Raw genomic sequence first — 13,019 nt, 5'->3', positions numbered from 1 at the left:
GCAGGGGAGAAGTCTGTGCCGTTGAAAATGGTTAAATCAATCATAACAACATGAGAGGCAAAGTTTCTATTGCGTGCTGATGTGTTAGGTGATCAGCGGTTGGAGGGATGCAAGGTAATGTCGGAGTTTGATGTTACCTAAACGAACGAGAATGCCGCAGAAACGCTAGTCAAACATTGCCCAAACAGGCGTCTGGCTCGTTCGCTATTTGTCACTTGCTGTGTGAGGAGAGTAACGGCACATTGCTGCGCGTTTTACGAGGTCGAAATGGCTAGAGCGAACAACATCTTGCCTCAATACATCAACTAGGCTTTGATAAAGTGATAAAAAATACCGCCCAGTTGGGCGGCATTTAGAGTTTGGGGCTTAATTTTAGTAGTATTGGTTAAGCCTTAAATTGGCTAATTTGCTGCTTAAGCGCGACGGCGAGGGAAGATAACTCATTTGCCGAGTTTACTGTTTCAGCCGCTCTATGCTCCCCTTCATTGGCAAGTTCACTAATTTGATGCAGATTATGGGTGATCTCTTGGGCAACACTGCTTTGCTGCTCAGTCGCAGAAGCAATATTGCGCGAGCTAATCGCAAGTTCTCCAATCCTGCGGGTAATTTCCTCAAGTTGTTTGCCTGTTTCTTCCCCTTGATTTGCCGATGCAATACCCAGTTGATGGCTTTGCGACATTTGGTTTGTTGTCGTTTTAACTTGGCTTTGAAGCTTATCGATTGTTTGACCAATTTCCAAAATCGATGATTGCGTCCGTTGAGCTAAAGTGCGGACTTCATCTGCGACCACGGCAAAACCACGCCCTTGTTCACCAGCTCTGGCCGCTTCAATGGCCGCGTTGAGAGCAAGTAGGTTGGTTTGCTCGGCAATACTGTTAATCACTTCTGTGACCTTGCTGATCGCTTCACTTTCTTGGCTAACTTTCTCTACGGCTTGGTGACTATTACTAAGTTGTTGACTTAATTTAAGCAGGTCTTGTACTAAGCGTACTTGTTGCTGTTGACCTTCTTTCGCGGCGATATCGACCTGCTGGCTTTGAGTTGCCCCCTCTTGAGCGTGATTTGCTACATCGCGGATTGAAGTGGACATTTCCTCAATTGCCGTAGCAATTTGATCCGTTTGCTGCATCAACGCTTGAGCTTCTTCGCCATTTTGTTTGGCAATACGCTGCGCTTTTGATGCCTGCTGTTCAATACTCTGCACCGAAGCTTGCAAGGCACTGATTAATTGACGCAGTTCCGATGACATAGTGGAAACACTTGTGGTGATCTTATCGACTTCGTTTTGACTACCTAAAGCTGATGCGGGGAGGTGGTGACTAAAGTCTCCTGAACCTAAGATTTCCATATGGTGTTGGAGTGTGTGCAAAGGCTTGAGTGAGCGCAGTAGCACTAAGGACAGTAGTACGGTAATTAACACTATGCCTGAGACGGCCACAATGGCATTAATCGTCAATAAGAGAAGGCTTTCTTCATTTAATTCATTTGCGTTAACTTGACCAATCAGCATCCAGTTCCAACCGTTAACACTTTGACTGTAAGCAAACATCGGTTGGTTTTTGCTGTTGCTATAACGCCATTCAGCTTGATCTTGGGTGGCTTGGCTGAGGGTTAAGCCATCAAGCATAGACTCTGTCACAGGTTCGCCAGTATTAAATTTGGGATGAGCGACGAGAACGTTGTCTATCTTACGCATTAATAGGAAATGGCCAGTTTCTTCTAGAGTGATTTTATTCACCGCATCTTGTAATTGAGTTAAGGATTGCGTGATTTCAAAACCGATATATAAGATCCCAATCACTTTTCCTTGGAGATCCTTAATGGGTCGATAGACGGTCATGTAGTCTTTACCAAAAAGTTTGGCGTAACCTTCATAAACCTCGCCCTTGATTAAGGTCGGATAACCTGGATGGGTTTTACCTAAAAAGGTACCTAAGGCGCGGCTGCCATCGGGTTTTTTAAGGGAGGTTGCAATACGAACAAAATCATCTCCAGCGAGAGCAAAGACCGTAGCGGTGCCACCTGTGAGGTTAGCAAAACGGTCAACTTTACTCTTTGAAGAGTTGATTTGTTCTTTTTCATGTAGCAATGCAGGCGTGTTTACGCCAAGTACATTGACCGTTTTATCCAAGATACTGAATTGACCAGGATACATTTCTTTAAATACATCGGCATTGCGTCTTGCTAGTTGCAACAAGCTATCGTATTGAAGCTCAAGCATATCGGATACAGCGTGCATTTCGGCTTTCATGGCACTAATGCCTTTGTCCTCGAGCACATTTGAAGCGGATTTATAGGAAAGAGTACTGAGTATACAGAAAATAATAAGGGTAAGGGCAAACGCGAGAGCACCGATCTGTTTTGCAATAGGCCAATTTTTATAGTTCATTCTGCGATCCTATAGGGTAAAGGTTAACGCTAATGTAACCTAACTTTTACGTCATGGTCTTGATATGGGTCTAAGATTTTCTATTATTTATAGATAGTTCGCTGACATATTGCCAATTCCTACCACGATAACTTTGCTTTATTTTAGCGGATAGGAATATAGCACTTTGCGATAGGGAATGCGGTCTAGAGTGATAAGTTTTGGGGTAAATGGATACTTCCCATGGCTTATCGCAATCGAACCAATACATGACGACAAGGAGTGACACTATGTTGGGTGAAAATCATGCGTTAATTTATGAGTTTCCAGATTTTGCTGACCATATTCATCATCTTAAAAAAAACAATGCAATTTTCGCGACCATGGCGCAGCGTTACCATGAGTTAGACCATAAAATTCGCGCTCTAGAGTTAACCAAAGTGCCCACCAATGATGAGCACTTTGTGGCCTTAAAATTAGAACGGCTTCACCTTAAAGATAAGTTGTACCAATATCTGGTTCATGATGCTATTTGAGGCGACAACGGCGCTGTATCTAACCTATTGCGGTTTTTCATTAGTAGCAGATACATGGTTGGCACCCAAACGAGTGATAGCAAGGTTGTTAGTAAGGTGCCTCCCGCGATAGCGATGGCAAAGGGCGGCCAAAATCCGCCACCTGCAATAATCAGCGGAATAAATCCCCCCACCGTCGTGATTGTGGTTGAGCTGATATGCCGACCACAGCCGCTGACAATATTGATAATTACAGCTTTATCTCCCGCCCTGCCATTAGGTGTATCTTCCAGCTCAGCCAAAATTACAATCGCCGCGTTGATCGCAAGCCCCATTAGTCCGAGTAGGGCGATGATCACAGGGAAGCCAAAGGGATAACCAAACACATAGACCGCAAGTAGCCCAAGCCCCGCCGACTGCAATGCACTCAGTAAAATAATCGCTGTTAGCCTAAAGGAGTTAAAGGACAAGACAACTGTGGCCAGCAATAAGGTAACCACTAAAATGATATTAGACAGTAGATTACCTACCGCTTCATTGCGTTTAGCGCTTTCGCCGCCAATTTCAATCCGATAACCTGCCGGTAGTTTGATGGCGGCCACTTTATCTTTTACATCATTTAAGACTTGGGCAGGTAATACCCCGCTGACGATATAAGCTTCGATGGTATTGACGCGTTGACCATTACGCCTAGGGATCGCCCCGCGACTGACTTGCACCTCGTTGTGGGACAGCGCAGATAAAGGAACGGCAGTGCCCGAAGGGGTCATGAGCTGGATTTCCGCAATACGGCTCGCCTGCTCGCGGCTACTCTCACCTAGACGCACGCGTATAGGAAGTGACTCGGTTTGTTCTAACACGCTGCCGCCAATCACTCCAGTTGTAGACATTTGGACTTGCCTAGCAATATCCGTCAGGCTTAATCCGCTGATTAAACTCGCATCTTCATTGACCTGTAGCCATACCTTTGGTGACCCTGCACTCAAGGTTGCGCGGGTGTGGATCACATCGGGCGTTGCAGCCAAAATATGACGGATTTCATCACCCAAGGTGTGTAATTTTTCCAGATTAGGGCCAAAAATCATCAACTCGACCGGGGCATTAAAGGGCGGGCCTTGCTCCAGTTTACGCACCAACACCTGCGCTTCTGGAAAGTCTTTATCCAAGCTTTGCTGCAACTCTGGGATAAGGGCGTTGGCGCGCTCAAAGTCGCTGGCTTTCACCATGGCTTGAGCATAGTTAGTGGCTCCCTGTTGGCGCTGAGTTAAGTTGTAATAAAACGAAGGGGTATTGCCACCCACAACCCAATCGACTTGGCTGATGCCCTCGATTTGATGCAACTGCTTATCCATCAACTGCACTTGGTTTAAGGTGTTTTCGAGGCTGACATGGGGGGCGAGATACAGCTCAATTTGGAACATATCCCGATCCGATGGCGGGAAAAACTGCTCAGTCATCTTGCCTGAAGCGTAAAAACCTAACAGCGGTATTATCCCGATAAGCGTAGCGCTCAGTAGTGGGCGATTGAGCGCAAATCTTAGGCTTGCTTGAAAGTAACCGCTTACTAAAGGCACATTGATACCATGCTGATACCAGACAGGATGTTTACCTTCGAGGCTAAAGCGTCCCGCAAGACCGGCGATCAAAGTATGGGAAATTACATAGGAGCCAAAGAGTGCAAACATTACCGATATAGCTATGCCACTCACAAACTCTCCGGCTGCGCCTGGCATTAATACGATCGGCGCAAAGGCTAGAATAGTGGTAATCGTTGAGCCCGCCAAAGGCAACCACAGGTGATGTAAGGTCTCAGTCACAGCGTTTAAGCGACTCATACCCTGTTGGCGGCGCTGGGAAATGGCATCAACAATTACAATGGCATTGTCCACCATAATCCCTAGAGCAACGACTAAACCTGTGACCGACATTTGATGAATGGGTAAGCCGATATACTTCATGCAGGCTAAGGTAAACAGGGCGGTTAAGGGAAGCGACAGGGCAACGATAATCGCGTTTCTTAAGCCCAAGGTCAGCAGTAAGACGGTGAGAATAATCACAAACCCTTGTATTAGGTTGATAACGAGTCCGCCAAGCCGGTCACTGGTGTAACTGTTTTGCTCAAATAACCATTGCACTTTGATATTTGCGGGAAGCTCGTTGTTGAGCTCATCGACCAGTTGCTTGACTTGTCCTTGCCAGATATCAACACGGGTGTTATTCAACATTCGCGCTGCGACAAACACGCTTTGCTCGCCGTCAACGAGAGCGATGCTATCTGCTGGTTTTTTAGCTTGGCGGCTGATAGTCGCAATATCGCCTAGACGAATGATTTGCCCATCGTTATCGACTTTAAGTGGTACTTGGCGAATACGGTTCTGCGAATCGAGCTCACCCGAGACTTCGACAAGGGCGCGAAAGTGATTGTTATTGATCTCGCCTGCGGCAATTTTACTGTCGGCGCTGCTTAAGATTTTCGCTATGGTACCCGGCGTTAATTGCAACTGGCTCATCTTATAGCCATCGAGCTGGACTAGGATTTCTTCCTCGGGTGCGCCGTAGAGTTTAACGAAATCGGTGCCGGATAAGAGTCTGAGCCTGCTTTGTAATTCCTTGGCATAGCGGTTGAGCATATCCACCCGTGGTTGACTATTATCGTTCCACACTAGGCTTAAAATCGCGGTGTAGGCGTAGCCGACTTGATCGTCTAAGGTCGGTGTCTGTATGTCATCGGGGAGGGTGTTTCTGGCATCGGCCAGCAGATCTCTCGCCCTTGACCACACTGGCGCAGTATCTGTCACTGTGTCTTTGAGCTCTAACTGGATCACCGAGATACCGGGTCTTGAGGTGGATTGAATCAGCTTTATTTCCTCAAGGCGACGTAATTGATTTTCTAATACTTCGGTGACAAGCGCCTCGACCCGCTCGGCGGAAGCGCCGGGATAAGGAGTGATGACAGAGGCAAAGCGGTTGGTGATATGTGGATCTTCGGTGCGAGGCAAACTGGACATCGCGCCAAATCCCGCGACCAGTAGTAGGGCGATCACTAGGCTGACTAAGCGACCATTTTCGACGAAGGCTTTAATCATGATTACCTCGTCGTTGCTATTGTTGTGGAAACGGCTTGGCCAACGACTTGGCCAACGACTAATTTATGCAAACCTTGAGTCACATATTGTTCGTCGGCTTTAATCGCTCCTTGGATATAAGCCATATCCTGCGTGGTGTAGAGAATATCGACATCGCGACGCTCTATTTGAGTTGAAGCGCTATCAGCTGTTTGTTGCGCCGTAACATAGATATTCCAGCGTCCTCGAATACCATCAATCAGTGCTGAAATTGGCACCCAGTAGCCTGCTTGTTCAACGGTCTGTTGTTGATGTAAATAGGCTATTTCTCCATTTATCACCTTAGCCTGTGCCGGTAGGCTAATCCGCAGTTGTACCGTGCGGCTAATGGGGTTGACCTCGGCACTGATCCCAGCGACTTTAGCCATAAATAGTTGATTCTGGACACTAACCTTTACTTCTTGTCCGGTAGTGAATTGGTTAGCAATGGCAACCGGGACACCGATATAGGCCTCGGTATTGATGCTACCAACTAAGGTAAAGACGGGGTTACCCGCGGCAACGACTTCCCCTAAATTATGTTGGCGCAGACTGATGATGCCATCAAAGGGGGCGAGTAAGTGTGATTTGTCGAGTTTGAGTTGATTGGCATGCTGCGAGGCCAGCAGGCGTTGTTTAGCCGCCTCTAGGCTGGTGAGTTGGGTTCGAGTTTCATCGAGCAATTGTTCAGAGACATAACCGGATTTCTTCAGTTCTAGATTCCGTTTGAGAGTGCTGGTGGCAAGGTCAACATCGGCTTGGGTTTGCGCTAAGCTTGCTTGGATTTCTTGGCGCTCGGCTTCAAGCAAGCGGGTATCCAGTTTGGCCAATACTTGCCCCTGAGTCACCTTAGTGCCGCTATCGACCGTTAACTCACTGAGCTTACCCGATAATTCAAATCCGACGCCCGTGGTATTGCCCGCACGGATTGTGCCAGTGAATACTTGCTCACTCTGATAGCTAGTCGACAAGCGCAGCGGCGCCGTCGTCACGGTTTGTAATTGCGCAGTATTGGCATGCTCTGTCACTTCCTTTTGACAGGCCGTTAAGGTGGTGACGGCAATCACGCAAACGCAAAATACACGCCAAAAACATCGGGCCGCTTGATCCATTTGAATCCTTCCGTTGTAAGCTTAAGGTTAATTTTATGTAACTAGACTTGCTAGTCTAGTTGTGCGGAACTGGACTGTCTAGTCTATTTTATGCTTAACTAATACGAATTAATTATGTTGCTACCTTGAGTGAAGATATGACTCAGTCCACCGAGATCCCGATGAGCCGCAGTGAACAAAAGAAACAGCAAGTGCTAGTGGCGGCCATTGACTTGTTTTGCCGCCAAGGTTTTCCCCATACCAGTATGGATGAAGTCGCTAAATTGGCGGGTGTTTCTAAGCAAACAGTTTATTCTCACTATGGCAGTAAAGATGACCTATTTGTGGCTGCGATTGAGTCAAAATGCGTGGGTCACAATTTACATGATGACTTACTGAGTGATCCAAGCCAACCCGAAGCCACTATCACAGAGTTTGCGTTGCAATTTGGTGAAATGATTGTCAGCCCTGAGGCTATTACCGTCTTTAAAGCCTGTGTGGCGCAATCGGAAAGCCACCCTGAAGTCTCACGCTTATTTTTTGAGGCGGGCCCACAGCATATGCTTACGATGCTGACAAAATATTTAGTGGCGGTTGAGGCGCTTGGATTGTATCGATTTCCACAACCGCATCACTGTGCGGTTCGTTTATGTTTAATGCTGTTTGGTGAATTGAAGCTCAGGTTAGAGTTGGGGCTAGAAACCGAGAGTTTATTGGGGGAACGTGAGCAGTATATTCGGGGTTGTGCTGAGATGTTCCTAAAAGCTTATTGCGTTTAACTAAAGTGGCGTTAAGGTATCAGTTTGTATCATTCTTCGATTAAGAATGAACTTTTGTCTTGGGTAACGCGTATTATACGCAATACATTATTCAACCAGTAACGCAAGGAGCAGGCGTGGCTAAACCACTTCATTCACCAGTCAATATTAACCCCAGCATAGTGTTCATAGGGTTGATTCCTTTGTTGAGTTACTCCGTTTTCGCAGCAGAGCCTCGCCAAGAATATAAGCCTTTTAAGGTCAGCGTATCGCAAATTAGTACCCAGAGTGCCAACGTTGCCAATGGTGAAACAGAGTTGCAGCGGGATAGCCTGTTACTCAACGCTGGCGTGACTATGCCCTTGAGTCAACAATGGTCCGTTGGGATGAGACTTGGCTACGACAGACTTGACTACGATTGGCGTAATATTCGTTTAACAGGCGCCAATAATACGGCAGCATTGTTTAGTGATGCGGGTGAAACCTGGGAAAATATCGATCGCTACCGTGCGAGCCTATCTGTTAATTATCGGATGGATAAGCATTGGTCATTTATGCTTTCGCCACAAATCCAATATGCTTATGCCGATACCGCGTCCGCCAGTAATGCACAGAGTTATGGTGTGGTTGCCTCGGCCATGTATGCCTTTGAATCGGGAAACATGCTGGGCTTTGGTGTGGCCTACTTGAATGACATAGATGAAGTGCGTACTTTGCCTTACCTTGCCGTGAGCTGGCAGATTAATGATCGCTGGCGTCTAGCAAATCCTTTCCAAGCGGGCTTTAGTGGGCCAGCAGGATTGGAACTTAGTTATCAGTTCAATCCCGCTTGGAACGTGGGCTTGGGTAATTCGCGCCGCACCGAGCGATTTTTAATTGCCGATGATGAAACGGTAGTCGAAACCAATGAATGGGTGAGCTATCTGCGAGCTGGTTGGCGCGTTACACCGGCAATCGCGTTAAATCTCTACGCGGGCTATTATTTTAACGGCGAATTAGAAGTGACCGATGAAGCAGCGCTTGATCTCGATAACCAAGGCGCTGCGGCCTTGGATCTCGAGTTCAGATTTTGATTATTGGCCCAGCATGGCTTCTTTGAGGCTTGCCTGGGCAGGTTTTTCACCTAACCAAATTTTGAGTAAGGCTTGGCGGAACATTTCCCCTTCAATCGTGGCTTGTTCTTGACCGTTTTTATAGGCGGTAACACCACGGCTTTTGTTGGCGACTAAGGTAAATTGGTCGCCTTGTTTTATTTCATCCTTAAATAGCGCCATAAACGCATCAATTTGTGGCTGAATATCCGTGGTATTATCGGCCGTGGCGTACTCAAATCCTTCGATAATTGCATCACGCATTTTCTCTGAGGTGATCATTCCTGAGGTGATATTAAGACGAATCGCCGCAACTGGGGCATTGATCACTTCGGCGGTGGTGTTGCTGGGGGTAGGCACGTACAGACTCCCCACATACAAATCCATAAAAAATTTGCTACGTACCCCTGCGCCATTTAATTGCAGTGTCTGAGCATCGAGCGTGATACTGTCGGCGACTTGGACTCCGGAAACCTCTTTAGCGTGAGTCAGTAGTGGGAAAAGTAAAGCAGTGGTAAGCGTCAGAGTTGAGAGTAACTTCATCATACACCTCATATTTTTTAGTTATGGCCGTTGAGCGTATCAATAATCTTGATTACTCAAACGGGGATTTATCTGTAGATTGCGAAGCGATACTAATCGAAACCAAAGAGGAGCGATAGCCTTATCTGTGCAAGCTATCGCTGGTGACTTAGGCAAAACAAGGCGACTTTCCCTTGTCGAGCGCATTAAAAAAGCGATATGTGTGAAGCAATATTCGACCTGTTTAGTTTATTAGCTGACAGGGTCAGCCACGAACTCCTAATTTATATTGGCCGTTCTGTTCAAACATGACTGCTTGTTTTTGTTTTGGAGAGATCAGAATTGGACCATCATCAAAGAACAAAAAGCACTTCCAATTGCGTACAAACACATCCCAACGAGTCTCTATCACCTGATATTTTTCATAGCAAAAAAACACTGGGGTATCCTCAGGCCATTGTATAAACTCGGCTAGCATTTCGGGGAGGCTGTTATCCTCGCTATCCCATGCGCTTTGCCAATGATCTGTTTGTGTCCATGCATCGGCTTTAGCCGCCCAATCCCCTTTAGTAAATTGCTCGGCGCGGCTGCTTTTATTGCTAATCCACTGATTCCACACCAGCATGGCACTTTTATCCGTTAATGGCAGGATACAAGTTTTGTCTTCATCGCTGACAGGTAAGTCTTTGTGGTTAAAAATCCACTTACGGCGATAGGTGTCTAAAGGTATATAGGTATGTGCCAAACAAAATCTCCTAGCAAATGACAAGACTAAAACGGGCTCATTATAAGGTCTGAGGAATAAATAATAAAACCACCGAGCGGAGATATTACCGCTCGGTATCTTTAATTATTGTGCTTCAGTTATGATTCGAGTGAGTTCAGCCGCGTAGTGTTGTGCTACCTGATTACTCGGATCGGCATTGAGGGCATTGGTAAACGCAGTGTGTGCGCCTTCAGCTTGGCCAAGTTCAATCATAAATAAGCCAAGTTTTATCCACGTTTGAGTATCAGAGGCATACTTTTCTAAGTAGTCTAGATAGATGTTGACTGACTCTTGAATTTTTCCGCATAGCTTAAGGATATGCGCATATTGCGGCATATACTCGTCACTGTAGGCCAAAATTTTGACAAGGGTTGACTCGGCGAGATCGAGTTTTTCAAGTTTGAGCGCAAGCAAAATAAGGTGCTTTAATTCCATCTCAGTACAGAGATCTTCGGGTAATGCTAATAGTGCATCTAATGCTTGCTGATATTGCTGCTCTAGGCTGAGCTGTAACGCGAGAGCCAAGTGATACAGTCTTTGCAATTCTGGATTGCCATCGACGAATGGCAGTAGGTTTTCTACTGTTATCGATAGACCTTGATTGTTTCTCATGGCGTAAAGCGTCATGATTTTTGTGTAGATATTTTCCGCAGTAGACGCCTTATTTAATGCCTCAACATAGACTGGGCTTACTAGGGTAATATCCTGAGAAAATTGTTCTGTTAATTCATTCCATATCACCTGATCGGATTCAGATAATGTGGGATGTTTATGGTATTTATTCCAAATATAAATACGGCCTGATTGGTTTTTTTTTAACCAAATAGGTGCAAGCAGCGTTAATGAGGTGGAATTTAATTCGAGTTGTCGAAATTTAAGATTATCATAGGATTTTTTAGTGAGTTCCAAAATATCATGGCATATTGTATTGAACGCTTCATAATAGTTTAGCGTCATTTCATTGATATGGGATTGTGTCCAACTATCGGTATTTCTTGAAGTGAGAAAATGTGAGAACTCATAATAACCGTAGGTTTTAATCAACCGAGACAGTGTGGCGTAGTGAAGATTAATCTCTTCTTCTATTTTGTTGATTTTATCCAACGTTAAGCAGGAATCCTGCGGATCCTCATTCAGTGTTTTGGCAAGCGTAAGTGCTTTTTTAGTTAGCTGCCTTAATGTTTCTAATTGGCTAATGGCTTTACTGCACTCTTGTATTGCGGAGTTTAAGTCATCCTCAGTATTGGGCGTTGCCTCGTTGATCACTTCAATGACGGATTTATCCGTAAATGATGAAAGCACTATTGCCGTTGTTGGCTCGTGAACAATACCCTCAATTTTAGCTGCATTAATTGATAGATTAATAAAGCTAATTTCGGGATAGGTCTTGGCTTCTTCAGCGAGAGACTCCATTGCATGAATAAGCTGAATTGGGGTTTCTGCTGGCAGTCCTGCGTAGGTTTCTACCCATTTATTATTACAGCCTAAACTTGGACCAATGCTGGCTTCAACCGTTCCTTTTGCATGGCTATAACCGGATTTTGAATAGCAATAATCGACGCCACTTAGCAATAGGGTAGTAAAGCCCATTTCGATAGCAAGGCGTATTGAGCTGTTGGTGACCGTTGGGCCGACGGTGATGATATTGTCATGATCATGCTTGCCACTCCAAGGATAGCGTTGACCCAAATAGGCTTTAGGGCCATTCCATTGGGAAAGGACTTTATGACTTACGTGATAGGAATTTACCAGCAAGGTTTTGTGGCTTAATTTAAACATGTCACGGCTTACGTCGAAACTAAAATCCTGAGGGTCGACACAAGTAATAATGTCTACGGATATGCCATTATCGGCTAGTTTTCCTGCGATGCGTGAGACGGCGATAATAAATAAATTGTCGTTATTATGTTTTATCCAATTGATATGTTCGTCAAGGGAAGGGCCACCTGCGATGATTAAGCAGGTTTTCCCGCTAAATGTATTCCGTAGTATTTGGGCTGGTACTTGATTATCGGCGATATTTTTAAGCTGGGTTTGAAAAAAGATTTTTTGGGTAAAACCGATCCTATGGGTGAAATAATCATCCTGAATCTTGGTCTCAATGCGATTGAATAAGGCAATATAGGCATCTAAGTGCTGGGATGCAACGCCTAAGGATTGATGAATTTCGTATTCGTCTTTGATGAGATAGATTTTAAATTCATCATGTTCCATTAACTCAATAAAACTGGCTTCATTAACAATGCTGATTGCAGATTGTTTGTCTGCGGGGATATCGATAACCAATAAGGGCATAACTTCATCTAATTCAACAAAAAGAAATTTAGCACCGAGGGGGAGATCCTGCTCCAACACGTAATTGGCTAGCAGCCCTGAATCCATTCCAACCACAATATGCAGCTTATCTTGTTGAGAAAACGATTGTCTGAAGCGACGATTATATAAGGTTTTAGAGTCAATCCCCTCAAAGGTGTGGCGGTTAATACTAGGCAAGTAGTATTCGTTAAAGCGACTGATCGCAAAGTTATTCAAAATGTGGGCTTGTAGTTGCATGTTTTCCTCGAGTAGAGCGAACAACTGAGCGATTACACGGATGATACGCCAGCATAATGTCACTTCATTCATTGTCTGAGCAAGTGTTACTAGGACTTTGCAAAATATGTTCCAGCAAAAAATTGACACTAATAGGCTGGTACCTTGCTTGAGCTGTAAAGCATTTTTTTGCTAGGCATCTAGCAATAAGTATATAAAAAATTTATATTTTATCGATATTTGCCTATAATGAAGTGGCTTGTATGTATAAC

General features: G+C 45.2%; 9 protein-coding genes. 3 read left to right on the top strand and 6 right to left on the bottom strand.

Annotation, left to right across the window (positions count from 1 at the left end):
- Window positions 1-385 precede the first annotated feature (385 nt).
- Complete coding sequence (locus MMG82_RS17175; RefSeq protein ID WP_241407179.1) at window positions 386-2,389, bottom strand: Cache 3/Cache 2 fusion domain-containing protein; 2,004 nt, start codon at window positions 2,387-2,389, stop codon at window positions 386-388.
- 269 nt (window positions 2,390-2,658) lie between these two features.
- Between MMG82_RS17175 and MMG82_RS17170 the strand changes: the two genes are divergently transcribed.
- The gene (locus MMG82_RS17170; protein WP_047534029.1) at window positions 2,659-2,904 is read left to right on the top strand and encodes a DUF465 domain-containing protein; all 246 of its coding nucleotides are present in this window, start codon (window positions 2,659-2,661) and stop codon (window positions 2,902-2,904) included.
- Here MMG82_RS17170 and MMG82_RS17165 read toward each other — a convergent pair.
- Both MMG82_RS17165 and MMG82_RS17160 read right to left on the bottom strand, forming a co-directional pair.
- Complete coding sequence (locus MMG82_RS17165) at window positions 2,889-5,969, bottom strand: efflux RND transporter permease subunit (RefSeq protein ID WP_037420643.1); 3,081 nt, start codon at window positions 5,967-5,969, stop codon at window positions 2,889-2,891. The genes MMG82_RS17170 and MMG82_RS17165 overlap by 16 nt on opposite strands.
- A 2-nt stretch (window positions 5,970-5,971) precedes the next feature.
- A complete protein-coding gene (locus tag MMG82_RS17160; protein ID WP_240293200.1) occupies window positions 5,972-7,099 on the bottom strand; it encodes an efflux RND transporter periplasmic adaptor subunit in 1,128 nt (375 codons plus the stop codon).
- 137 nt (window positions 7,100-7,236) lie between these two features.
- Here MMG82_RS17160 and MMG82_RS17155 point away from each other — a divergent pair, with 137 nt between their 5' ends.
- Both MMG82_RS17155 and MMG82_RS17150 read left to right on the top strand, forming a co-directional pair.
- Window positions 7,237-7,857 (top strand): TetR/AcrR family transcriptional regulator, encoded by a 621-nt coding sequence (locus MMG82_RS17155; protein ID WP_037420637.1) that lies wholly within the window; start codon window positions 7,237-7,239, stop codon window positions 7,855-7,857.
- Window positions 7,858-8,003: 146 nt separating this feature from the next.
- Window positions 8,004-8,909: a DUF6268 family outer membrane beta-barrel protein gene (locus tag MMG82_RS17150; RefSeq protein WP_241407182.1), complete on the top strand. Its 906-nt coding sequence runs from the start codon at window positions 8,004-8,006 to the stop codon at window positions 8,907-8,909.
- On the opposite strand, the gene MMG82_RS17145 is transcribed toward MMG82_RS17150, so the two are convergent.
- From MMG82_RS17145 to MMG82_RS17135, 3 genes are all read right to left on the bottom strand, one after another.
- Complete coding sequence (locus tag MMG82_RS17145) at window positions 8,910-9,470, bottom strand: chalcone isomerase family protein (RefSeq protein ID WP_240130043.1); 561 nt, start codon at window positions 9,468-9,470, stop codon at window positions 8,910-8,912.
- 244 nt (window positions 9,471-9,714) lie between these two features.
- Window positions 9,715-10,194 (bottom strand): DUF2947 domain-containing protein, encoded by a 480-nt coding sequence (locus tag MMG82_RS17140; protein WP_241407178.1) that lies wholly within the window; start codon window positions 10,192-10,194, stop codon window positions 9,715-9,717.
- Between the two features lie 105 nt (window positions 10,195-10,299).
- Window positions 10,300-12,768, bottom strand: coding sequence for a 6-hydroxymethylpterin diphosphokinase MptE-like protein (locus MMG82_RS17135; RefSeq protein WP_241407177.1), 2,469 nt, complete (start codon window positions 12,766-12,768; stop codon window positions 10,300-10,302).
- Window positions 12,769-13,019: the final 251 nt, after the last annotated feature.

The sequence above is a fragment of the Shewanella sp. MM_2022_3 genome (assembly GCF_022557375.1).
GTDB classification, from domain to species: domain Bacteria; phylum Pseudomonadota; class Gammaproteobacteria; order Enterobacterales; family Shewanellaceae; genus Shewanella; species Shewanella xiamenensis.
The sequence above is the reverse complement of the archived record's forward strand: the minus strand, read 5'-3'. Positions and strand labels throughout refer to the sequence as shown.

Coding starts and splice junctions, on each gene's coding strand:
- MMG82_RS17135 (WP_241407177.1), bottom strand. CDS start 12,768: ATGCAACTACAAGCCCACATTTTGAATAACTTTGCGATCAGTCGCTTT.
- MMG82_RS17165 (WP_037420643.1), bottom strand. CDS start 5,969: ATGATTAAAGCCTTCGTCGAAAATGGTCGCTTAGTCAGCCTAGTGATC.
- MMG82_RS17145 (WP_240130043.1), bottom strand. CDS start 9,470: ATGAAGTTACTCTCAACTCTGACGCTTACCACTGCTTTACTTTTCCCA.
- MMG82_RS17155 (WP_037420637.1), top strand. CDS start 7,237: ATGACTCAGTCCACCGAGATCCCGATGAGCCGCAGTGAACAAAAGAAA.
- MMG82_RS17170 (WP_047534029.1), top strand. CDS start 2,659: ATGTTGGGTGAAAATCATGCGTTAATTTATGAGTTTCCAGATTTTGCT.
- MMG82_RS17175 (WP_241407179.1), bottom strand. CDS start 2,389: ATGAACTATAAAAATTGGCCTATTGCAAAACAGATCGGTGCTCTCGCG.
- MMG82_RS17160 (WP_240293200.1), bottom strand. CDS start 7,099: ATGGATCAAGCGGCCCGATGTTTTTGGCGTGTATTTTGCGTTTGCGTG.